This window comes from Sphingomonas sp. MMS24-J13 (assembly GCF_044905095.1).
Classification (GTDB): domain Bacteria; phylum Pseudomonadota; class Alphaproteobacteria; order Sphingomonadales; family Sphingomonadaceae; genus Sphingomonas_I.
The window spans coordinates 1847541-1870842 of sequence record NZ_CP173258.1 but is presented as its reverse complement, the minus strand read 5'-3'; the positions used below and the strand labels follow the sequence as shown (position 1 = coordinate 1870842).

19 protein-coding genes, 1 tRNA gene and 1 other annotated feature are annotated in these 23302 nt (G+C 65.5%); of the genes, 9 read left to right on the top strand and 11 right to left on the bottom strand.

What is annotated here, in order from left to right; all coding sequences use genetic code 11:
• Positions 1-128: 128 nt before the first annotated feature.
• Positions 129-1754 (bottom strand): GMC family oxidoreductase, encoded by a 1626-nt coding sequence (locus AB4Z44_RS08815; protein ID WP_404713670.1) that lies wholly within the window; start codon positions 1752-1754, stop codon positions 129-131.
• Between the two features lie 260 nt (positions 1755-2014).
• On the opposite strand from AB4Z44_RS08815, the gene AB4Z44_RS08810 reads away from it, so the two are divergent.
• The 7 genes from AB4Z44_RS08810 to AB4Z44_RS08780 all read left to right on the top strand — a co-directional run bounded on the left by AB4Z44_RS08810 (position 2015) and on the right by AB4Z44_RS08780 (position 7486).
• On the top strand, positions 2015-2350 hold the full coding sequence (locus AB4Z44_RS08810) for a hypothetical protein (protein ID WP_404713669.1): 336 nt from the start codon (positions 2015-2017) through the stop codon (positions 2348-2350).
• Complete coding sequence (locus AB4Z44_RS08805) at positions 2350-4290, top strand: pyrroloquinoline quinone-dependent dehydrogenase (RefSeq protein ID WP_404713668.1); 1941 nt, start codon at positions 2350-2352, stop codon at positions 4288-4290. Before AB4Z44_RS08810 ends, AB4Z44_RS08805 begins: the two co-directional genes overlap by 1 nt.
• A gap of 123 nt (positions 4291-4413) precedes the next feature.
• Positions 4414-4863 carry a MarR family transcriptional regulator gene (locus tag AB4Z44_RS08800; RefSeq protein WP_404713667.1) on the top strand — a complete coding sequence of 150 codons (450 nt, stop codon included), beginning with the start codon at positions 4414-4416 and terminating at the stop codon, positions 4861-4863.
• Positions 4864-5015: 152 nt separating this feature from the next.
• A complete protein-coding gene (locus tag AB4Z44_RS08795; RefSeq protein ID WP_404713666.1) occupies positions 5016-5321 on the top strand; it encodes an EthD family reductase in 306 nt (101 codons plus the stop codon).
• A gap of 42 nt (positions 5322-5363) precedes the next feature.
• Positions 5364-6707 (top strand): SRPBCC family protein, encoded by a 1344-nt coding sequence (locus tag AB4Z44_RS08790; RefSeq protein WP_404713665.1) that lies wholly within the window; start codon positions 5364-5366, stop codon positions 6705-6707.
• Positions 6704-7201, top strand: a complete 498-nt coding sequence (locus AB4Z44_RS08785; RefSeq protein WP_404713664.1) for an aromatic-ring-hydroxylating dioxygenase subunit beta — start codon at positions 6704-6706, stop codon at positions 7199-7201. The genes AB4Z44_RS08790 and AB4Z44_RS08785 overlap by 4 nt, the downstream gene beginning before the upstream one ends.
• Before the next feature lie 45 nt (positions 7202-7246).
• Entirely contained in the window at positions 7247-7486 is a 240-nt protein-coding gene (locus AB4Z44_RS08780) for a hypothetical protein (protein ID WP_404713663.1), read from the top strand.
• 335 nt (positions 7487-7821) lie between these two features.
• Here the strand turns inward: AB4Z44_RS08780 and AB4Z44_RS08775 are convergent, their stop codons facing one another.
• The 10 genes from AB4Z44_RS08775 to AB4Z44_RS08730 all read right to left on the bottom strand — a co-directional run bounded on the left by AB4Z44_RS08775 (position 7822) and on the right by AB4Z44_RS08730 (position 21269).
• On the bottom strand, positions 7822-9324 hold the full coding sequence (locus AB4Z44_RS08775; RefSeq protein ID WP_404713662.1) for an alkaline phosphatase family protein: 1503 nt from the start codon (positions 9322-9324) through the stop codon (positions 7822-7824).
• Positions 9325-9374: 50 nt separating this feature from the next.
• Positions 9375-11957: a glycosyl hydrolase family 95 catalytic domain-containing protein gene (locus AB4Z44_RS08770; protein WP_404713661.1), complete on the bottom strand. Its 2583-nt coding sequence runs from the start codon at positions 11955-11957 to the stop codon at positions 9375-9377.
• Positions 11958-11970: 13 nt separating this feature from the next.
• Complete coding sequence (locus AB4Z44_RS08765) at positions 11971-12906, bottom strand: glycerophosphodiester phosphodiesterase family protein (RefSeq protein ID WP_404714198.1); 936 nt, start codon at positions 12904-12906, stop codon at positions 11971-11973.
• Positions 12907-12996: 90 nt separating this feature from the next.
• Positions 12997-14004, bottom strand: a complete 1008-nt coding sequence (locus tag AB4Z44_RS08760) for an ROK family protein (RefSeq protein WP_404713660.1) — start codon at positions 14002-14004, stop codon at positions 12997-12999.
• Between the two features lie 147 nt (positions 14005-14151).
• Positions 14152-15408, bottom strand: a complete 1257-nt coding sequence (locus AB4Z44_RS08755; RefSeq protein WP_404713659.1) for an MFS transporter — start codon at positions 15406-15408, stop codon at positions 14152-14154.
• Positions 15409-15508: 100 nt separating this feature from the next.
• On the bottom strand, positions 15509-16705 hold the full coding sequence (locus AB4Z44_RS08750) for an SGNH/GDSL hydrolase family protein (RefSeq protein WP_404713658.1): 1197 nt from the start codon (positions 16703-16705) through the stop codon (positions 15509-15511).
• 57 nt (positions 16706-16762) lie between these two features.
• Entirely contained in the window at positions 16763-19441 is a 2679-nt protein-coding gene (locus tag AB4Z44_RS08745; protein WP_404713657.1) for a TonB-dependent receptor, read from the bottom strand.
• A 170-nt stretch (positions 19442-19611) separates the two neighbouring features.
• Positions 19612-20830 (bottom strand): IS3 family transposase gene (locus AB4Z44_RS08740; protein WP_404713656.1). Its coding sequence is split into 2 segments (ribosomal slippage): positions 19612-20548 and positions 20547-20830, totalling 1221 coding nucleotides; the frame shifts between segments, so codons are not numbered across the junction.
• Positions 20434-20550: a sequence feature (AL1L pseudoknot), on the bottom strand. It overlaps the preceding gene by 117 nt.
• 50 nt (positions 20831-20880) lie before the next feature.
• The gene (locus tag AB4Z44_RS08735) at positions 20881-21006 is read right to left on the bottom strand and encodes an Arm DNA-binding domain-containing protein (protein ID WP_404714197.1); all 126 of its coding nucleotides are present in this window, start codon (positions 21004-21006) and stop codon (positions 20881-20883) included.
• Positions 21007-21182: 176 nt separating this feature from the next.
• A tRNA-Leu gene (locus tag AB4Z44_RS08730) sits at positions 21183-21269 on the bottom strand.
• 140 nt (positions 21270-21409) lie between these two features.
• Between AB4Z44_RS08730 and AB4Z44_RS08725 the strand changes: the two genes are divergently transcribed.
• Positions 21410-22342, top strand: a complete 933-nt coding sequence (locus AB4Z44_RS08725) for a complex I NDUFA9 subunit family protein (RefSeq protein WP_404713655.1) — start codon at positions 21410-21412, stop codon at positions 22340-22342.
• A 34-nt stretch (positions 22343-22376) separates the two neighbouring features.
• The gene (locus tag AB4Z44_RS08720; RefSeq protein ID WP_404713654.1) at positions 22377-23183 is read left to right on the top strand and encodes an undecaprenyl-diphosphate phosphatase; all 807 of its coding nucleotides are present in this window, start codon (positions 22377-22379) and stop codon (positions 23181-23183) included.
• Positions 23184-23302: the final 119 nt, after the last annotated feature.

The following is a 23302-nucleotide window of genomic DNA, read 5'->3' as shown; positions in this document are numbered from 1 at the left end:
GCGCAGCTTGCCTGCAACGCGGGCCGGTGAAGCTTGGAGAGGAGGTAAGCATTAAACCCCTCTCCAGCTGCGGCCAGGCAGCGAGCTGCCTGGCCGTCCTATCCTTTCCGACAGGGGAGACGATTTAACTACACGTCCGCTCGCGCCAGCTGTTTGCCCGCGATCAGATCGGCGGCCTTCTCGCCCACCATCATCGTCGGGACATTGGTGTTGCCTGACGGGTCCTCCGGCAGCACCGACGCATCGGCGACGCGCAGATTCTCGATGCCGAAGACGCGCAGCCGGGCATCCACCACGGCCTCGGCGTCGCCCTCAATACCCATGCGACAGGTGCCGACCGCATGGTGGCGGTGCTCCGCCTGCGCGCGGATGGCTTGCTCGAGGTCTGCATCGCTCTGCGCCTGAGGGCCGGGCAGCATCTCGCCGGCGAGAAGGTCGGCTATCGGCGCCTGCGCGAACAGTTCACGACTAAGGCGCAATGCCTTGATCATCGCCGCCATGTCCGCGGGCTCCTCGAACATGTTGAAGCGGATGCGCGGATAGTCGAGCGGATCGGCGGAACGCAGCTTCACCCAGCCGCGCGACAGGGCATGCAGAATGCCGACGCGCGCGGTGAAGGCGAAGGTGGGCGGCTTGGTGACGCCCGGAAACCAAAGATCGGCATGCTGGTGCACCGCCATGGTGATAATCTGGATGTCCGGCCGGGCGAGCCCCTCGCGCGAGCGCAGGAACACATTGGCCATGGTGCCACCCGAGGTGAACGGGCCAGAGCCGAACAAAGCCCAGCGCAAGACGGCGAGCGTCGCCCGATCCATCCGGAGATGGCGCGTCAGGCCGATGTTGCCGGCGGCCCGATAGATGTTCAGCAGATTCGGATGCTCATGCAAATTCTGTCCGACACCTGGCATGTCCCGCACCACATCGATTCCGATCTCGCGCAGGTGATCGGCCGGTCCCAGCCCTGAGCGCATCAGCAGCGCCGGGGAGTTGTAAGTACCGGAGCTGACCACGACCTCGCGGTCTGCGTGGACGCATGCGATCTCGCCGCGTCGGATGAACTCCACGCCCACGGCACGGCCGCGTTCCAGCAGGATTCTCGATGCTTGCGCGCGCGTCAGCACGGTGAGGTTGTGTCGTTTCATCGCGGGATGGAGATAGGCGCGCGCGCTGCTGGCGCGGCGGCCGCCATTGGTGGTGAACTCGATGCGGCTGATGCCTTCCTGATCCCCGGCGTTCTGGTCGGCGCAATAGGGCAGGCCCAGTTTCTCGGCGGCGGCGCGCAGTTCGGGGAAACAGGTGTCGCGAAGGTCTACCGGCACGTTGCCGACCGGACCGGTGCCGCCATGATAGGCGTCCTCACCGCGCCAGCTTCTCTCCATGCGCCGGAAATAAGGCAGCACGTCCTTATAGCCCCACCCGGTCAGCCCCTGTTCTTCCAAAAGATCATAATCGGCGCGGTTGCCGCGCACATTGATCATGGCGTTGATGGATGAGCATCCCCCCAGGGTTTTTCCGCGCCAGATCGGCAGCGTGCGCCCCAGCAGCCCGGGCTCCGGGTCGGTTTCGAACTGCCAGGTGTAGGCGCGGTGGCTGGAGACCTTCGGGAATGCGATCGGCATCGCCATGAAGGGATGGTTGTCCCGGCCGCCCGCTTCCAAAAGCAGGACGGTGACCGAGGGATCCTCGCTAAGGCGCGCGGCGACGATGGACCCGGCCGAGCCGGATCCGACGACAATGTAATCGTAGGACTTCATCACTGGTTTCGCGGCTCCTGCTTGTCAGCCGCAAACGCCGGGGTGGGCAAAGGGGCAGGCGCTGTGAGAGGCCGGCGCCGTTCTGGCCGCGCGCCCGTCCGCCCTATCGTCATCAAGATCATCGGTCTTCCTGTCGCTTCTGCTCATCCGCTTCGGGCAGGACCTCCTTCAAAAGCGGTTGAGGAGGCATGATTCTCGCCCTATAAGCTTAACACGTGAAGGATAATCCGCGAACCGCGGAGACGGCAAGGGAGAAAGCGATGTCTGTGCTGCCAAGAGCGGGGGCGCCGTGGATTCTGGCCATCCTGCTGGTGCTGATCGGCCTTTACCTGCTCGTGGGCGGCACCGAACTGGTCCTGCTCGGCGGCTCCGCCTATTACGCCATCACGGGTATCACTGTGCTCGCTTCGGGCTTGCTGCTGTGGCGCGGCCGCAGGCTCGGCCTGTGGCTCTATGCCGCGATGATCCTTGGCACGATCCTGTGGGCACTCTGGGAGGTCGGGCTGGACGGCTGGGGGCTCGCCGCTCGCTTGATCGCGCCCTGCGTCCTGGGTTTGTGGCTGCTGCTCCCGCACCTCCGCCGGAAGCTGGTCTGATGCCCGGGTCGATCAGCGTCGCGGCGGCTTCGCTCGCCCTCCTCGCTCTGGCAGCGGGCAGCGTGACAGGCGTGGACTGGACCGAGTTCGCCGGCGATCCGGGCGGATCGCATCATTCCCCGCTCGCTCAGATCAACCCCCGGACCGTGAGTCAGCTCCAGCGGGTGTGGCGCTACAAGCTGCCGCCCCTCGACAACCCCTATGGGCGACAGCTCTTCTCTTTCGAGGCGACGCCGCTCAAGATCGATGACGCCCTCTATTTCTGCGCGCCGGACAATCGCGTCACGGCGCTCGACGCCGAAACGGGCGCACTTCGGTGGAGCTTTGACGCCAAGGACAGGAAGTGGACCGCCTTCCGGGTGTGCCGCGGCGTGGCCGCCTGGCGAGCACCCGATGCCACGACGGTCTGTCCCGACCGCATCATCACGGCGACGACCGATGCGCGCCTGATCGCGCTCGATCAACTCACGGGCAAGCCATGCGCGGGCTTCGGCGCGAACGGCGTGGTCGATCTTCTGCAAGGCATGGGCGACGTCAGGCCGGGCGGCTATATGGTGACTTCGGCTCCGCTGGTGGTCGGCAAGGCCATCATCATCGGTGGCGGAGTCACCGATAACGGGCGCTCGGACAATCCCTCCGGCGTCATCCGCGCCTTCGATGCCGTAACCGGCGCTTTGCTCTGGGCGTGGGACATGGATCGACCGAACGGAACTGCTCTGCCGCCCCCGGGCCAGCAATATACCCGCAATACCCCGAACGACTGGGCGCCGCCGAGCGCCGATCCTGCGCTTGGCCTCGTCTATATTCCGACCGGCAACAGCAATCCGGACAATTATGGCGCGCATCGCAGCGCCGTGGAGGAAAAATACTCGTCGGCCATCGTTGCGCTCGACGTTGCGACGGGCCAGCCGCGCTGGTCGTTCCAGACCGTGCATCATGACCTCTGGGACTATGATGTCGGGTCGCAACCGACGCTGTTCGATTTCGCACAGGCGGGAAGGCCGATCCCCGCTCTGATCGCGGCAACCAAGCGTGGGCAGCTCTTCGTGCTCGATCGCCGGACGGGCCAGCCGCTCACCCGAGTCGTCGAGCGACCGGTTCCACAAGGCGCAGGCCGCGGCGACTGGACCGCCAGGACCCAGCCTTACTCCGTTGATTTCCCCTGGTTCGAGGGCGAGCCCGTCACCGAAGCATCGATGTGGGGCCTTACCCCGCTGGATCAGCTCTGGTGCCGCCTTCAGTTCCGCAAGGCGCGTTATGACGGGTCGATGACGCCGCCCGCCGACGGGAAGCCGTGGCTCTACAGTCCAGGATGGATGGGTGGTATGGATTGGGGCGGCGTCTCGATCGATCACGACCGTGGCATCATGGTGACCACGACCATGCACATCGCCAATTACGACCGGTTCCTGACCCCGGAGGACGTGCGTCGCGACCCGTCTCTCAAGCGGTCGATGCAGCCGCAGATGGGGTCGCCTTATGCCGGCGTCATCGCCGATTATTTCCACTCTCCGCTGGGCGTGCCCTGCCAGGAGCCTCCCTATGGCCGGCTCAATGCCGTGGATATGCGGGCTCACAAGCTGCTCTGGAGCATCCCCCTGGGCACGGCGCAGCATAGCGGTCCGCTCGCCTTGCCCTTCCTGCGTGTGCCGTTCGCGATTCCGATGGGCAATGTGACCATGGGCGGCAGTCTGGTGACGCGCGGCGGCCTGGTGTTCATCGGTGGCTCGCTCGACCAGCATTTTCGGGCTTTCGATATCCGCACGGGGCGCGAACTGTGGAATGTTCCGATCGAGGCGCCCGCGTTCGCGTCGCCGATAACCTATGTCGCGCCGCGCAGTCATCGCCAGATGATCGTGGTCTCCGTGGGCGGTTTCAACAAATATGGTCCTAATAACGGCCTCTATGTCGATGCCTATGCTCTGCCACTTAGGCGCTGAGACGGGGCCATGCTTCCCCCCAGAGCGCTTCAGAAGGGCTGGCACTGCGGACGGCTCACCAGTCATGCCGCCGCAGATGTCGCGCTATCGACGCCCGACAGCCGCTGACCAGGACGAACGCTCGTGAAGAAGGTTCGCAAGCTTCCGCCGTTCGAACTGTCCTTAGGCGCCACGCTGCTGGCCACGCGCGAAGCCGTGATGGCACCGCTCCGCCCGGTCTTGCGCGAACACAACATCTCCGAGCCGCTGTGGCGCGTGATGCGCGTGATCAACGACCGCGGTGCCCCTGACGCAACCAGTCTCGCGGAGGTCGGCCTGCTACACGGGCCGAGCGTGACCCGCATTCTCAAGGAATTGGAAGAACGCAAGCTCATCGTTCGCGCGGGTGACCCCGACGATCGGCGCCGGACCATGGTTGCGCTCTCGCCAGAGGGACGGGCGTTGGTGAAGGTGATCGGGCGCTCGATCATCCGCATCCTGCACGAATATTCGGAGCGCTTCGACAATGACAGGCTCGACCGGCTGATGGACGAGTTACGCGCCCTTGCGGCTGCCATCAAGGGTGTCGAATGACGGTGCCGCCCACGCGCGAAACTATTGCGTTGTCAGAAGATTGGTATAAAAGCTTATCACGTTAAATATAATGCGTCGGAACGATGAAATCGCGGAAGGATCCAGATCACCCGCGCGAGCATCGCCGTTCCATGTCGCGAAAGAGTCCATCCATGCATAGTCTGCTCATCCTCTACCCCCCTCAGCCCGATCCGGAGGCATTCATCCGCCACTATGAGGAGGCGCATCTCGCGCTAGTGCGCAAAAATCCGGGGCTTAAGGCATTCAGCTATGGCTTCAATCTGGCCGCGCCCGATGGTGAGTCGCCGTATTCCGCTGTATTTGAGGCTAATTTCGCATCCAGGGAGGCGCTTGGTGCGGCCATGGGATCGCCTGAAGCGCACGCAGCCGCCGCGGACGTGGTCAATTTCGCTTCGGTTCAGCCGATCGTCCTGACCTATCCCAGGCAGGTTGGCTGAGCGCATCTGCACAACGTCTCAACGAATACACGGGAGCGAAAGATGAAGCCGTTTCGCCTCGAGAGGCTCGTCGACAACCGGCCCGCCGAAGGCGTCTTCCGGGTCAACCGGGCGCTGTTCAGCGACCCCAAAATCTTCGACCTTGAAATGCAGCATATCTTTGAGGGTGGATGGGTGTTTCTGGGCCTGGCGAGCCAGGCAGAGCAGCCCCACGATTTCTTCACGACCACGATCGGCCGCGTGCCGGTGCTCATCACGCGGGACAAGCGAGGCGTGCTCCGCGCCTTCGTCAACAGCTGTCCGCACAAAGGCGCACGGATCGCCTCGCAGCCTTCGGGCAATGCGCGCGTCTTCGTGTGCCCCTACCATAGCTGGAGCTTCTCCAGCGCCGGGGAGAACCGGGCAATCAAGTGGGAGCGGGCCGGCTGCTATGCCGAGGGCTTCCACGCCGACGACCATGGCCTCAAGGCGATCGGCGCATTCGGAGAATATCGCGGTTTTCTCTTCGGCAGCGTGAAAGCCGACGTGCCCAGCCTGGAGGATCATCTCGGCGAGGCCCGGCACATGCTCGATCTCATCGCCGACGAGAGCGAGGATGGCGTCGAGCTGGTGCCCGGACGGGTGCGGTTTCGTTTTGCGGCCAACTGGAAGATGCAGCTCGAAAACTGCTCCGACCAATATCATTTCACCTCGACTCACCCGAGCCTCATCAAAGTGTTGGACCGGCGCGCGAAAGAGCAGACGGCCGATGTCGTCGAATCGAGCCTCGGCGGCGCCGACTTTTGGAAGGGTGGCGATGAAGGCATCGTTGGCGGATCCTTCAGCTTCGACAACGGCCATGTGATGACCTGGGGCAAGATGGAGGCGAACCCGAGCCTTGCGCTCTTCGAGCAGCGCGCTGCTCTCTTGGAGAAGTTCGGCGCCGCGAGAACCGCCTGGATGTTCAACATGCGCAATCTGACGCTGTTTCCTAACGCTCAAGTGGCCGTGAATGCGGCGACGCAGCTGCGAGTCATTCGCCCGATCGCGCCAAATCTCACCGAGATGGAGACCTGGTGCCTGGTGCCCCGCGGCGAAAGCGCGACGGCACGGCGCCAGCGAATCCGCCAGTATGAGGATTTCTTCAATCCGACCGGCATGGCTATCGCCGACGACAATGCCGTCTATGAGGAGTGCCAAGCCGGGATGACCGATGCCGGCAATGGCTGGCTGCAGGGGCATGCGCGCGGCCTCGCCGGAACGAAGCCGGGCGGCAACGATCTCTCCAACATGATCGGGATGAAGGCCGTCAGCAGCATCGCCGGCCCATCCCAGCTTGCCGACGAGACGCTGTTCCAAAGCTATTATCGCGCCTGGGCGGCACGCATGGCGCAGGTGGTCGCATGAGCAGACTGAGCCAGCCGGAGGCGCAAGCCCTCATCTTCCGCGAGGCGCGGTTGCTCGACCGGCAGGATTTCAATGCTTGGCTCGACCTCTATACTGAGGACGTGCTTTTTTGGATGCCGGCGTGGCGCGACGACGGGACGCAGACCGAGGATCCGGACCGCGAGCTCTCCCTGATCTACTATCAGGGCAAGGACAATCTGCGCGACCGGGTCGATCGGCTGACCTCGGGGCTCTCGCCTGTCTCGAAGACGCTGCCGCGCGTCACTCATCTGGTCTCCAATGTCGAAATCATCGACGGCGATGAGGACGAAACCAACATCATGTCCGCGTTCGTCACCCATGCCTATGATCCACGCACCGATCAGGTGCGCACGCATTTCGGACATTATGAGCATGGATTGAGGCGCGAGAGCGTTGACTGGCGGATCGCGAGCAAGATCGTGCGGCTGGGCAACGATCTCATCCCCACCGTCCTCGACATCAACGCGATTTGAGCGATGGGCGAGATCTCGACTGTCGCAATCGTCGGCGCGGGCGCGATGGGTTGCCTCGCCTTTGCGCGGATTGCCGAAGCCAGCATGGCGATGACCCTGGTCGATATCGATGAGGCGCGCCTCGCCGCGCTCCGTGAGCGCGGCTTGATCCTGCGCGACGACGAAAGCAAGCGGCTCCTGTCCAGCGGCAATGTGCGCGGCTCAGCTCGAGCGGCCGGTCGATCGCATCTTCACCAAGGGCCTGCTTTTCTGTGTTTTCGCCAGCGATGGCGTTCACGACCGTGAATTAACACGCAGAGCTAAAGCCAGAATAAGCCTATTCTCGGATCGACGGCGCCTGACACGTGGCCTGCGGGCAGGTCAATGACCCGAAATTCAGAGTAGAGAAGACCCATTCTCGGTCATGCGCGATACCCCCGCCGTCTCCCGAAACCAGTCACTCGTTCACCTAAGCGGGCCGGCCGCGTCTCGCTAACCAGTATGCGATCCGAACGGCCAGGGGGCTTTCTTGCAGTCAGCTCATGACCAGCAACGATCTAGACAGCCCTTACGGGCTATGCCGGCGAACACCTAACCACGGATCAGCTTGGCGGCGAGATCCGCACCTACGTCCCCCAAGGTTATTTATCCACAACCGCCCGGACATCAGGTGGGCGTGCTCTCGAGGCCGGTTCTCCGCGCGAGCGCTCTTGGCCGGGTGCGACCTGATCAGAAGCGGGTGCGCTCGGCGGCGGCAATGTCGCGACCGCATGTTCCGCGGAAGTGAGGCGGAACGCCAGGTTCGGCAGGCGGGGTGCAAGCGCGGCTTTCTGCCGAAACCGGAATGCGGAGGTCAGATCGCCAAACGTCTTACGTCGCCAGCCGCTGATGTTCGGCGCCGCGACGCCGGTCACCGCCTCGAGGAAGCGCAGCTGCGAGGTGTGGTCGAACAGGTCGCTACAAACCCAACCGCCGACCGTCCACGGCGACACGATGATGCACGGCACCCGGAAGCCCGCGCCGACCGGCATGCCCTCACCGCGTACGCCGGATGGCGATGTGAGCGTGACGAACTCGTCCGGCGTCCCCGGCGGCGGTGTCGGCGGCCGAATGTGGTCGAACAGACCATCATTCTCGTCATAGGCGAGGATGAAGGCGGTCTTGGCCCAGACCTCTGGATGGGCCGCAAGCGCTTCGACCTTGCGCGCGATGAACCGCGCGCCCGCCGCGGGGGTCGACTGGGCCGGATGCTCGTTCTGGGGCCGCGGCGCGAACAGCCAGCTCACGCGCGGCAGCCGATCGGCGCGAATGTCCTGCTCGAACTGGTCGATCGGCCCTTCCATGAGTCCGCGGCGCAGCGGCGACGTCGCGGGTGCATCGCGGAATGCTTTGAAATATTTGAGACTGCTCTCCATGCCGTCGGGCACGTGATAGCATTTCCAGCTGATCCCGGCTTCGGTCAGGTTCTCCGCATAGGTCCGCCAGGTGCGCACCGTGGCCTCGTTGCTCAGGATGGGACCGCTGGCGAGGCCGTGCGGATCGATCGTGCCCGTCTCCCAATAGAGCCGGTTGGGTGCGGTCGAGGCCATCATCGAGCAATGATAGCGGTCGCAGATCGTGAAGGCGGCGGCGAGCGCGCGATGAAACGGGATATCCGCTTCCTCATAATAGCCCATCGAGAGCGGGACATTGTCCTTGTTGCCGTCCAGCCGGTAGTGCGCCGCCAGCCAGCTATCCATCGCCCCGCCGTTCCAGGCGGCGTGGAGCACCTCCCAGCCATGCCCGGTGGACGGGATGCGCAATGCAGAAGTCCGCCGTGTGTCGAGGTGGAACGGGAGCAGGAAACCGTCGGCATGGCGGTCGGTCGGCTGGTGGAAGACGTTCAGCCCGCTCGGCAGCATGAGCGCATCCGGATCGGAGAAGCCGGTCACGCCCGGCATCGTCCCGAAATAATGATCGAAGGATCGGTTCTCCTGCATCAGCAGCACGACATGCTCGACGTCCCGCAGCGACGGCTGCCGGCTGGGGGGCGGTGCCGCCACGGCTTCGCGAAGCGCGGGCGGCAGGGCCTGGAACGCCGTTGCCGTCGCGGCTGCTGCCAGCAGACGCCGGCGGGTCAAAGGTGAGTCGCTGGAAATCGTCACATACGCTCCGTCACGGCATGATGCCGCCGCCGATGAGGGGGTGACACGGTTCAGACGGCGTCCGGCAGCAGCCGGAGCCGTTCGCCGCGGCTGGTCGGGAAGGAGAAGATCGGCCCTTGCACGCGTTCCGCAGCGCGACTGTCGCGTTCGACTGTTGCCGCGCCGGCGAACGGATTGCGCATCCGGCACAGCGATCCGCACAGCGACTCCACGGCGACCGACCGCACCATGCCGCCGCGGATGATGGCATCGACGACGAAGCCGCCGCGGGCGTGGAGCGTGAAGCGCGCGTCCCATCCGTTGGGCCAGGCGGGCGCTATCTGGATCAGCGGATTGCCGGCAGGAACCGGCGGCGCGCTTTGTAGCAAGGCGAGCTGCAGCGCGTGCGAGCCACGGCCGAGATGCTCGGCGCTCAGCGCCTGCGGCCCCTCGCCAAGGCTCAGCCGATTGCGCAGCAGCGCGGCATTGGCGGTGGTGCCGGGCGCGACCCGCGCGCCCATCTGCCGCGGAAGCAGTGCCCGCACCTGATCGGCCCGCCCCAGGAGCGCGGCCGCGATCGGTAGCTTCGTGAGGCCATTGTTCCAGCTCGGGGAGCCCGGGCCGTGTTCGGCGAGGAGCGCGTCGAAGGTCGCCTCGGCGAGCGCGCGCAAATCATGGTCCGCGGTGGTGCCGTCGCACAGGTCGAAGAACCAAGTGGGCAGGCTGTGCGGATCGGGCCGGAGGAAGGCGGGGTTGTGGTAGCGCGCCGGACCGCGTGCCGCGGCGAACGTCGGCGGCCCCTTGAGGTGATCGCCCCCCAGCACATCGGCATCGTCGCTCCGGGCCAGCGGCGCGATCGTGTCGAGCAGATGCTGCCATTGCGGCCGCATCGCGCGGTCCAGATCGAGTTCGGCCGAAGCCTTCAGCAGCACCGGGACGATCCCGCGCAGCGCGGACAGATCCTCGTTGGTATCGTGCGCGCCGCGCACGGGTTCGCTGTTGTTGGCGTCGTGGAGATGGAGCCGGCCGTCCGGTCCGCGGCGGAGCGCCGGGTGGTTGCGATAGAATTCGACCGCACCGCGCAGCAGTGGATAGGCGCGCTCGCGCAGCCACTGGCGATCCAGCGTGAATTCATAGCGCTGCCAGAAGAGGTAGGCGATCTTGGCGCCGACCGCGAATATGTGGCTCGTCGGCCCGTACGGTCCCGCGCCGCGCTCGCCCGCGACGTAGCGGCCCGCCACCCACTTGCCCGGCGTCTTCCAGTTCCACGCGCTTGCATAAGGATGCTTGGTCGAGGCGAAATCGACGAACGCGGGCGACTTGTCCGACCAGGATTTGGTCGACAGGTAGAGCGCACGCATTTCCGCAGCGATTTCCGGCGGCAGTTTCGCCGGGCCGTCGAAATAGACGGTCTCGGGAACGAAGATTCCCTCCGAGCCCCATTGATCGCGCGCCGCGGCCCGGCAGGCGGGCAGCATGGCCGAATACATGTCGTAGAATGGATCCAGTAGCGCGAACCGGCCCGATTGTGGGATCGCCTCATAGAGGCAGCTCATGTTGGTATACCAATGCTGCGCGCCCCAGGCCCGCGCATCGCCCCCCGTGTTCCAGAGCATGCCGTTGAATTTGGGCGGCAGCGCGCCTGCCGAGGCGCATGCCATGAGGTAAAGGAAGTAATGATAGTCGCGCTGCAGCGCCTGCGCGGCCCCATCGGCGCTGGCCAGCTCCATGGAGCCCTGCTCCCAGAAGATGCGCCACCAAGCGCGGGCCCGACGGGCGATGGCCTCGAACCCTTCCGAGCGAGCGATCGCGACGTCGCGGCGCGCCATGCCGACCGGATCGGGGCCATCGCCACGCTTGGCTGCCGAGCCCACGAACAGGCAGAGCGACCCGGCCGGCGTGGCGACGAGCGCGACTTCGCACTCGCTCGCCACCTCGCCCGCACCGTCAACGTCGAAGGCGACCGCCACCGCCGACCCGGAAGCGAAGGCGTCCTCGCGGAAATCCTGCGACAGCGCGATTATCGCACCATCCGCATGCAACCGCGTCGTGGCCACATGGCTCTTGGTGCGGATAGTGGACGTATCGCCGCTCGTGCCGCCCCGCGGGTCGTAGCCGGGCGCGAAACGCAGCGCCCGCAAGAACGCGGCCGGGGGTGTACCGGGACCGCGCCGATCGGTGATGCGCATCGCGAAGACGTCGCGCAGGCGATCGGCCACGATCTCGATGCGCAGGCCGTCCGCAGCGATCGTGACCACGCCGTCGAACACCGAGAGGTGCTGCGCGAATGCTCCACCCCGGAACGGGCTTCCGCCGAAGCGCAAATCGAGAAACGCGCAGCCGCCGCAATAATCCTCGTGCGCCCCGTTGAAGCTGTTGGACCGGGATCCGGCGGGATAGACGTCGACACGGTTGATTTGGAGGCGGACTTGCGACGGGGTGGTCCAGACGAGGCTCCCCATGCGCCCGTTGCCAATCGGCATGCCCTCCTCGCTCCGCGCGACCGGAAGCGTGTAATGCAGGTCCGACAGCGCAATGCGGCGGCGCAGTTCGCTGGGATCGTCGGGCCCGCTGGGCGGTGTCGCGCGCGGTGCTCCGCTCGCGGCCAACGCGGCGGAAGCAATGAGGGCCCGGCGGGTGAGGGGAAGATCCATGCGGCTGCGCGTCCTATCGCGTCACGAGCGACGACAGCGCCGACCGCGCGCGAAACGCCAGGAGCGCCTCGGGCTCGTCGGTCTGGAAGATGGTGATGCCGGCCCGGAGCATCCGTCCCCAAACCGCTTCGGGATCGCGCAAGGCGGCGGCATCGCCGCCCCAGCCATCGATGAAGCCGCGCCAGAGCGTATTGACCCACAGCCTCACGCCCCCGGCCTGCGCGACCACCGCGGGAAGCTGATCGGGCGACATCGGGGGCAGCTCGATCGCGATCGGCCGGGCCTGCTCGGTCTGCCGGCGCGCGATCAGCCCGAGATCGCCGGCACCATGAGGATTGAGCAGGATCGGGGCGAACGGGACGCGGTCATAGGGGCAGAGCGAGGCCAGCGCGGGCGTGGTGGGGCCGGCGACCGTCTTGACGAGGACCTGATCCGCCATGCCGGCACGCTCCACCGCGGCAATGACCTCGGCATAGATCGGCGCCTTGATGTCCAGGTTCAGCAACAGGCGCCCGCGCGCCGCGGCGAGTATCTCGTCCAGCGTCGGCAGGGCCGCATCGGTCGCGGCTGCGCCCGCACCGCCCATATTGTCGCGCAGGCGCAGGCTGCGGATCTCTGCTAAGGTCAACGCGGCCACCGGGCCATGCCCCGTGGTGGTCCGATCGAGCGTCTCGTCATGGATGATGACCAGCGCGCCGTCGAGTGTCTGGCGGACGTCGGTTTCCATCATGTCGACGCCTAAAGCGATGCAGTTGTGCAAGGCCGCGATCGAGTTTTCCGGTGCGCTCGGCAGACGATGCGCGGGCGCGGGATTGTGGCAGCCGCGATGCGCGATAACGATGAATGCGGGATCGGTGCGCGCGAACCGCTCGGGAACCGATCGGGCGGCGGTCGCCTGCGCGGCGGCGGTGCTGGCAAGGAGAAGCACCCAAAAAAAGCTGGCACGCATCGTCACTCTTCATTTCTCCCGCGCCGCCTGAGGCGTGCGAGAGCAATCCGCCCGAGCGGTGACAGTTTTACTTAATTCCGAAGAATAAAATCAGCCACCATGAACCGCGGCAGTCATCTGGTGGATCGGGATCAGCGCGCCCCCGATCGAGGCCGCCCAGCTGCCGAGGCGCGATACGTGGAGCGGGACGTCATGCCGCATTGGCGACGTGATCGCGCCCGCCCCGCCGGTCACCTTTTCGCCGAGCGCGCGCAGGATCGGCGGCGGCAGTCCGCCCGAAAGGATGACCGCGCCAGGATCGATCCACCCCATGCCGGCATCGATGGCCAGCCAGACCTGCTCGCCGGCCCGGTCGATCCACGCAGCGATCAGACCGGCATGCCGTTCGAGATGGGAGTCGATCTCGGCGAGCGTCGTGATGCTGCTGTCCGCCGTCTGGAGCGCCCGCAGGAGATCGATCCCCGACGGCCGGGGCTGATCCAGCGGGAAGAAGCCGCCAATCTCGCCCGCATTGCCATATTCTCCGCGAAACAGGTTGCGGCGACTGATGACGCCGGCGCCGACGCCATGACCGAGAAACAGGACGATCGCGCTGTCGCATGTGCTGATCAGCCCATTGTCATAATATTCCGCCAGTCCGGCGCAGGTCGCTTCGTTCTCGACGAAGACCGGCACGCCCAGGAAATCGGCGAAATAATCGGGCAGGTCGATCGCCTGCCAATCCTGCAGCCAATCGACCGTGCGGCGTCGTTTGGGCGAAGCCTTCGCGACCGGGCCGGGTACGGCGAGCCCCAGACCCAGGAATTGGCTCTGCATCAGCGTCCGCTCGCCCGCCATCGCGCGCAGGCGTTCGTCGATGATCTGCGCGAAACGGCGCGGCGCGGCATCGTCGATGGCATGGGCTTCGCGCGCGATCACGGCCCCGCTGAAATCGACCAGGACGATCTCGATCCAGCCGGGGTGGACCGTCGCGCCGGCGGCATATCCGCCGGTGCCGGAGATGGCGAGCGGGATCGAGGGACGTCCGCGCTCTGGCGCGACCTGGTCCCGCTCTTCGACCAGCCCGAGCGTGATCAGTTCGCGGCTGAGCCGGGTCATCGGCCCGGCGTGAATGCTTAGTCGCGGAGCAATCTCGGCGCGCGGGGTGGGACCACTGACCCGGAGATGCCAGAGGATCCGTTTATGCTGGTCGCTGAGAAGTCGCGCAGGATCCGAACGCATGCCAGCTGAAACGCCTGTCCCTTGTCATACCGGTGCCGCCACCGTGGTGACCGATCGGGCGATCCGGCGGTGCCCCATCCCCATGGCCGCGATCGACACGGCTCCCCCGATCAGGGTTGCCGAAACGATCGTGCCCAGCGCGGAGGGCTGCTGGGCTTGGAATCCCTCTAGCAGCTTGCCGAGGAACAGCCCAGTCCCGCCGGCGCCCAGCTTGATAGTCGCGGTCAGCAGCGCGAAGGAGGCGAGGTCCGAACGGCGGCCTGTCGCCTGTGCGTGGCAGCGCACCGCCGCGGAGAATTGTCCCCAGACCAGAGCGCTCAATCCGCCACCGGCGATACTGTACATGGCCGCCGCGGCGATCAGCTGCACCCGGTCGCCCCCGACGATCATCCACGCCGCGCTCACCATGCAGACGCAGGTGCAGCCGACATTGGCCGCGACGAAGCCGCGCGTCGCGCGCAGCAGGCGTCCTGCCAAGAAGGGGCCGAAAACCCCACCGTCGACGGACCCCAGCACCATCAGGGCGCCGATCGACGCGCCGGAATGCGGATCCTTCATGAACGGCAGGAAGCGCCCAACGAGGCCCAGCAGGCACGTCTGCGCCGCCACCGCCACCAGGATCGGCACGAGCAGCCCCAACGGCACCGCGAGCGCGCCGTCATGCGGCGTCTCCGGCACCGCCGCCGCGGTGTGACAACGAGCCATCGGGTAAGCGGCGGCCAGCGTGGCGCAGGCGACGGGAACGATGATCAGCAGCGGCAGCGCCGTCTGCCCGCCGGGCCCGATGACCAGGAAGCTCGCGAGCGAGACGAGGATCTTGGCACCATAGGACAGGCTCGTGCGGACGGTGACGAACCGCCGCGCCTCGGTTTCGCTCCTGGGCAACAGCGATACCAGCGCATTCTGGGCGATATCGTAAAGCGCATAGGCCGTGCGGAAGGCGATCGACAGCGCCAGCAACCAGTAGCAGAGCAGCCTTTCTCCGAGCGGCAGCGGGCAGAACAGCGCGAGCACGCTGAGCGCGGTGCACGCCGCCCCAATCCATTGCAGGCGCGGCACCATCCGCTCGTATCCGGTGCGGCCGCTCAGGAAGGCGGCGACGGCGACATCGAGCACGCCGCTATAGCCGAAGGAGATGGCCAGGATCCAACCGACATCCGCGGCGGTCAGGTGGAGATAGGCATAAGCGTAATAGCCGAACAGCAGGTCGGCAAAGGACCAGATGAGGCTCTTGCAGACATGGCCCGCGCCGAACAGGGCGAGCGTGGAAGGGGGCGTCATCGGTGGCCCGTCGCGGCTGGAGGGATAGGTCGGCCCCTAGCACCGCCCGGGCACGCGCCGCCACGCCCCGGTGCGATCCGGACCGACACGGTGCGCTTGATCAGCGCAGCAAGCGGAGATCGACCGCGAGGCCCATCGCGCGCAGTCCCGCATCATTCGGATGGAGATGATCGCCGCTGTCATAGGCGGCCGCCAGGCGCAGGGGATCCGCCGGATCGGCGACGGCGCGATCGAAATCGACGAAGCCGTCGGCTTCCCGCGTCGTGCGGATCCAGTCGTTGACCGCGCGGCGAACGCCGTCCGCTTCGGCACGCCATGATCCGCCTCCGCCGAAGGGCATGATCGTGCCGAGGATCAGCTTGACGCCGTTGGTGTGGGCACGCGCGATCATCTGGCGCAAGGCGAAGATGAGCATCTCGGCCGAAATCGTCGGAGGATGGTCGCGAAAGCCCTGGCCGATGTCGTTGATGCCTTCCAGCACAATGACATGACTCACCCCGGGCACCGCGAGCGCGTCGCGATCGAACCGCGCGAGCGCATTGTCGGCGGCACCGTTGCGCAGCAGGCGGTTGCCGCTGATGCCGGCATTGGCGACGCCGATATCGACATGCGCGTCCTGCAGGCGCTTGGCGAGAATGTCGGGCCAGCGATCGTCGGCATCGTCGGTGCCGCGTATGCCGTCGGTGATCGAATCGCCGAAAGCGACCACGGTGCGCCGCGGGCGCGGGCTTTCCACCTCGACGCCGCTCAGCGCGAACCGCCAGGGAACGGCCGCCGCATCGTGGAGCGTGGCCGCGTCGACCTGATTACCGGGGGCGAGCCAGACGGTGGCCTGTGCGCGCTCGTGAATCGTCGGGCGCGCGGCCCCCTGGGGCAGGTACAGGCTGACGACGAGCCGCGACAGGGATGGCACCGGTAGCGCGATCGGATCGCTCAGCACGGCGGCGCTGGCGGGCATCGTCACATCCTCCCGCCCGTCGAACTGGACCACCCGCGCGCTGCCCGGGACCAATTGTCCCGCGGCATCGACCAGCGCCACGCGCACCGCGCCGATGCGCACGTCCGCGGGCGTGAATTCGTTGGACAGGCGCAGCCGGAAACTTCCGCCGCCGATGCTCAGCCGAACGATCTGCCGGATCGTCCGGTCCGGGGTGATCGCCACGGTCGGACTGGGCGCGCTGCGGACGGCCTGCGGGCTCGCCGCCCAGCTTCTGGCCCAATATTCCGATGCCGCGGCCGGTACAGCCGTGGCCAGGGCGATCACGGCCGCGATCAAGCCCTTCGTCGTTATGGTCATGCTATCTCCTCGATCTGCGATCCTTACCTGACGCGACGCGCCCGCCGGCTGGTCGCCCTAGAAGGCCAGCCGCAGCGACCCGGAGATCGTGCGTGCCACATAATAGATGCGGTCCTGGATCAGCGGCGTTCCGAGATAGCCGGTCTGGTGATTGTGGAGCACGTTCGTCGCATCGACGCCTACGGAAATCTGCCGCGCGATCTTGTAGTTGGCCGAAATATCGAGCTGCTTCATCGGATCCCACCATTGGTTGTAGGCGAAATTCCGGGTGTTGTACGCGAGCAGATATTTGCTCCGGTAGGTGTATCCGGCCCTGATCCGAAACGTGTGGTCGTCATAGAACACAGAGGCGGTGCCGGAATATTTGGAGGCCACCGGGATCGGGCCGGTCTGGGCGACGGACGCCGCGGTCTGCGGCAGATTCTCGAAGGATTTCAGATAGGTGAAGGCACCGCCGACGCCGAAATTGTGGAGCAGGCCCGGCAGGAATTCGAAGAAGGTGTTGAGCGCGAACTCGGCGCCCTTCACATAGCCCTTGCCCGCGTTGACCGGCCGGGTGACGTCGACCAGACCGCCCGCGCTCGGCACGTTCTCGGACAGTACGGTATTGACGATGAGGCCGTCGATATCGCGCCGGAAGAGCGCGAGGCTGGCCGAGCCGGTCTTGCCGAAATACCATTCGAGCGACACATCGTAATTGACCGACTTGGTCGGCGTGAGCCCGGGATTGCCCGCGCTGGCAGTACCGAGCGAGGTGGTGGTGGACGACGCGGTAGACAGCGTCAGGTTGGGATTGAGCTGCGAAAAATCGGGCCGGGTAAAGGTCTTCGAATAGGCCAGCCGGAGCTGCAGGGTGCGGGTAAAGTGCGCCCTGAGGAGCACGGCCGGATCGACGTTCAGATAATCCTGGCGGCCATTGATCGGCGCATAGCTCACCGCTCCCGACTTGCTGGTCGTCTGCTGCGTCCCGTTAAGGTCCAGATTGGTCCCGACGACGCGCACACCGGCGATCCCGTCGATCGGCACCCCGCCGAGCTCCGCACCGAAGCGCAGCTGCCCGTAGAGCGCGTAGGTATTTTCCGTGCCCGTATAGTGCGAAATGTCGGCCCAGACCGGCGCGTCGGTCGACCACACGCTCGATCCGGTCGCGGCGTAGAAATATTTGGCGAGCGCCGCCTGATTGGCCGAACCGCCAAGCCGCCTTGTATCATAGCCCACCCAGGAGCGTGGAATGTCCGCATTGTCCCCGTAGAAGCCCCCGACCACGTCGATGAGCTGGTCGCCGCCCGGCATCGTGGTGATGGTCGTCCCCTTGCTGGTCGCACTTAGGCTGGCCGAGCGGGAGCCGGCATTATAGTCGATGCTGCGGTTGGTGTAGCGCACGCCCAGCTTGAGCGCGCGCAGCAGCCCGCTGCCGAGATCGAGCTCCAGATCGGTGCGCCACTGGAAGCCGTCGGCCTTGGCATCGGTGCTCGAGTCCGAATAGCTGCGCAGATAGAAATTGGCCGGATTGTGCATGTCGACGCCGACATATTGATAAGCGAGCCCGCCATATTGCGCGTCGCTGGCGAACTGGGCGTTGATCGTCGGCACCGTCTTGAACCCGAACAGCACTGCGCGGGTGTCGTTGGTCGAGTGCGTGGTCGTATATTTACCGCGGCTGGTGAGCGTCGCGATGCCGGTGTCCCAGCGCCCGCCGAATTCCACCATCGTCGTTTCGTAGTCGATCTCGGCGTTCGACGCATAAGGCCCGGTCGATCCGGTCGACAGGAAGGTCGCGCTCTTGATGATGTTCGTGCCAGGGATGAGCTGAACGTCGGAAAGCGGCGTGTTGGCGGCGATCGAGGTTGTCAGATAGGTGTCGTAACGCTGATTGTGGTCGGTGATGTGGGTCGCCCGCACGTCGAAGCTCAGATCGGGATTGGGCTTCCACTGGATCGCGCCGGTGATTGCGGGTCGCTGGAAGCCGCCCGGCTGGTGCCGGATCAGAATGCCGCCGGGGAGGATGTCACCACGGGTGGCCGCAGCGGTGCTCGCCTGGGGCGTCTGGTTCTGCCGATAATATTCGGAATAGTCGCGGCGCAGATAGGAGGCATCGATCAGGACGCCGATCTCGCCGATCGCGCTCTGCCACTTCCGGCCGAGCAGCACGTCGCCATTGTAATAACCCGACTTCGTCTGCCCATCGTAGGTCCCGCGCATCTGAATCGCGACGGTGGTTCCGGTTTTCAAATCGAGCGGCTTGCGGAAATCGATGTTGACCGCGCCGGCGATGCCGCCTTCGACCATGTCGGGGGTTAGCGCCTTGGCGATCTGCGCGGAGGCGATCAGTGCCGCCGGATAGCTGTTGAGCAGCGTCTGGCGCGAAATGCCGGTATAGTCTTCCATCCCGTTGACGGTCGTCAACACCTGCGAAAGCCCGCGTACCGTCACGCTTTGGCGTTCACCGCGGGTCTCCTGCGTGGTCACGCCGGGCAGACGGTTCAGCGCTTCGGTGGCGCTGTTGTCGGGGAACTGACTGATGTCCTCGGCGGCGATCGCGTCGATGATCGCTTCAGATTGACGCTTCTGCTCGCGCGCGGTTTCGAGGCTGGCGCGGTACCCCGAAACGATGATCTCGTTGTTCGCCGTCAGATCGGGCGGCGCCGTGGGCTCGGCGCCAGCCGACTGGGAACGGGCAACCCCGCAGCTGAGCGTACAAAATGCAACGGTAGCAAGCAGATGGCCGCGCGTCATAAAGCCCCCTCGATTGGATGAGGGGCGCTTAGGGATGCCTGATGACAGACTTACTTAATTCCGAGGAATTAATGAAGCACCCCGCTTAGGGGCCGTATTCGCCGCACGCGGTCTCAATGGCAAAGCGAAACTGAACCGCGCCGGGTTTGTCGGAGGCTATTTGGTTTAAGTTACGCGGCCATGCGGTCTTCGTCGAGCATGGCGTAATATCGTTCTTCGGCTTCGGCCGGCGGGATATTGCCGATCGGCTCCATCAGGCGCCGATTGTTGAACCAGTCGACCCATTCGAGGGTCGCGTATTCCACGGCTTCGAGGGATCGCCATGGGCCACGCCGATGGATGACTTCGGCCTTGTAAAGGCCATTGATCGTCTCGGCCAAAGCGTTGTCATAACTGTCGCCCACGCTGCCGACCGAGGGCTCTATCCCAGCTTCGGCGAGGCGTTCGGTGTACTTGATGGACACATATTGCGATCCGCGATCGCTATGGTGAACCAGCCCCCCGCGATGAACCGGCCGGCGATCGTGGAGCGCCTGCTCGAGCGCATCCAGCACGAAGCTGGCATGCGCCGTACGGCTGACGCGCCAGCCCACGATATAGCGGGCGTAAACGTCGATGACGAAGGCGACGTAGACGAACCCCGACCATGTCGCGACATAGGTGAAGTCCGATACCCAGAGCCTGTTCGGCGCTGGCGCATGGAACTGGCGGTTGACGCGATCGAGCGGACATGGGGCGGCCTTGTCGCTGATGGTTGTGCGCACCGGCTTGCCCCGGATCACCCCTGCCAAGCTCATCTCGCGCATCAGCCGCTCGACGGTGCATCGGGCGACGGACACACCCTCCCGCCGCCATACCTTGCGCACGCCGTAGACCGCGAAGGTCTCGGCGAACACGCGTGCGATCTCGGGCTTGAGGGCCACATCCTGCCGCGCTCGTGCCGACAGGCGTGTCGGATCCTGTCGCTGCGCGACGCGCTCATGGTAGGTGGACGGGGCGATCGGCAGGACGCGGCAGATCGGCTCGACCCCATAGGTGCCACGGTTATCATCGATAAACGTGATCATCGCTTGAACGGGCGGTCGAGCTCCGCCTGAGCAAAATATGCGACGCCTTGCGCAGTATCTCGTTGGCTTGCCGAAGCTCCCGGTTCTCGCGCTCCAGCGCCTTCAGCTTGTCGGAAACCTCCGTCGACACACCGGCGCGCTTCCCACTATCGACCTCGGCCTTCTTTACCCACTCATGCAGCGTCGGCGGGGAGCAGCCAATCTTCTCGGCAATCGATACCACCGTTGCCCAGCGCGATGGATAATCCCGCTCGTGATCCAGCACCATCCGGATCGCGCGCTCGCGCACTTCCGGCGCAAACTTGTTCGTCGTCTTGCTCATATCGGCTCCATCTACTCAAGCGTTGGAGCCTCCGGCAAACTCGGGGCGGTTCAGTAGCGGAAGCGCCAGAGTTTCGCGCCTGAGGGCTGGACGAAAAGAGCCAGCCCTTGCCCATCGGGGAGCGTGTAGGGTTTCGCCTTTGGTTTCGCGGCAGTGATTTGGAGTTGAGTCAGCATCATCGTGTTCCCGGATTTTCCGGTCGATCCAGCAGACACAGAAAGAGACACGTTCTGTGTATCTTCTGCTGGAATCCACTGGATCAACCCGGACGGTTGCCAGCGAGAATCGATGAAATTTTGCTCTGAAACCAGCCGCTTGCTGGACGTCCCCGGACATTACCGGGGAGAACAAATGGTGCCCAGAAGAGGACTCGAACCTCCACGCCCTTGCGAGCGCCAGCACCTGAAGCTGGTGCGTCTACCAATTCCGCCATCTGGGCACGGGGTAGGCGGCGGCCTTTAGGTGCGGGGGTCGGGCGTTGTCAACGGGTGTCGTCATAATGTTGCGGACGCTTGCCAGCGCGGGCGCGCCTGGGGCATGGCGGCGCCAGGGTATGCGCGGCATCGAAGGACGAAGCGGATGGACGATCTGGTGGTTTTGTTCGGCGGCGGCGGGTTTCTCGGCCGTTATGTCGCGCAGGAGCTGCTGCGCATGGGCGCGCGGGTGCGCGTGGCCGAGCGCGATCCGACCGATGCCTATTTCCTCAAGCCGCTCGGCGGGCTCGGCCAGACCCAGTTCGTCGCCGCCGACGTGACCAAGCCGGAGAGCATGCGGCGCGCGGTGCAGGGCGCGAGCGCGGTGATCAATCTGGTCGGCATTCTCAAGGGCAAGTTCCAGGCCGTGCATGTCGCCGGCGCGCGCAATGTCGCCGAGGCGGCGGCCGCGGCCGGGGCGGGCGCGCTCGTGCAGATTTCGGCGATCGGCGCCGATGCGGCCGCCGCGTCGGCCTATGCGAAGTCGAAGGGGGAGGGCGAGGCCGCGGTGCGCGCTGCCTTCCCCGGCGCCACGATCATCCGGCCCTCGACCCTGTTCGGGGCCGAGGATGGCTTCGTGAACCGCTTCGCCCAGATGATCGCGCTCGCGCCGGTTATGCCGGTGATCCGCAGCGACGTCCGCTTCCAGCCGGCCTGGGTGGTCGATGTCGCCCGCGCGATTGCCATGGCGGCGCTCGATCCGGCGGCGTTCGGCGGCAAGACGTTCGAGCTCGGCGGGCCGCAGGCGCTGTCGATGGGCGAGCTCAACGCCTGGATCGCCGATGCGATCGGTCGCAAGACCCATTTGATCGCGCTGCCGGATGCGCTCGGGGGCATGATGGCGCGGTTCGGCTTCCTGCCGGGGGCGCCGATCACGTGGGACCAGTGGCTGATGCTCCAGCACGACAATGTCGTGGCGCCGGGCGCGGCCGGCTTCGATGCGTTCGGGATCGATCCCGCGCCGCTCGCCGCGGTCGCGCCGCGCTGGCTGGTGCGCTATCGCAAGCATGGCCGCTTCAGCCTGAGCCCGTCGGCCTGATCCTTCCCCCGATCCGCCCGGAAAGGCGTCTATTATGGATTTGTCGACGCCGGTCATCCTCGGCATCGTCGAGGGGCTGACCGAGTTCCTGCCCGTCTCCTCGACCGGGCATCTGATCCTCGCTACCAAATTGCTCGGCTACGATGCGGCGAAATGGGAGGTGTTCAACATCGTCATCCAGCTCGGCGCTATCCTGGCGGTGGTGGTGGCCTATTGGCGGACCTTCTGGCGGGTGATCGTTGGGCTCGCCGGCGGCGATCCGGCGGCGTGGCGCTTCACCCGCAACGTGGTGGTGGCGTTCATCCCCGCGGCGGTGATCGGCCTCGCGCTGCACAAGAAGATCGAGGCGTTGCTCGGCAACGCCACGGTGGTCGCCTGGGCGCTGATCGTCGGCGGCATCGGCATCCTGCTGGTCGAGCGCTTCGCCAGGCGCAGCCGCATCGACGGCGTGTCGGAAATGCCGCTGCCGACCACGATCGGCATCGGTTTCATCCAGTGCCTCGCGATGATCCCGGGGATGAGCCGGTCGGGCGCGACGATCATGGGGGCGTTGTCGCTGGGCGTCGATCGCAAGACCGCGGCCGAGTTCAGCTTCTTCCTCGCCATCCCGACGATGCTCGGCGCGACGACGGTTGAATTGTTCAAGAACCGGCACGAACTGGCGGCGCCGGGTGCGGTCGGGCTCGGCACGATCGGGATCGGTTTCCTCGTCGCGTTCGTCGTCGCGCTGGCCGTGATTAAGGGTTTCGTGGCGATCGTCAGCAAGCGCGGCTTCGCGCCTTTCGCTTGGTATCGGATTGTCGCGGGCGCAATCGCGCTAGTCTGGCTCGCGCAGGGGTGAGGCCGAAACGGACCTATAACCGACGGAAGGTTCGGATATCGGGATGAAAACGTCATATTGGACCTGATATTAGGTCAGTATTACTGTCTTATTGCGTGATTTGCGCGTAACTCGTGTGC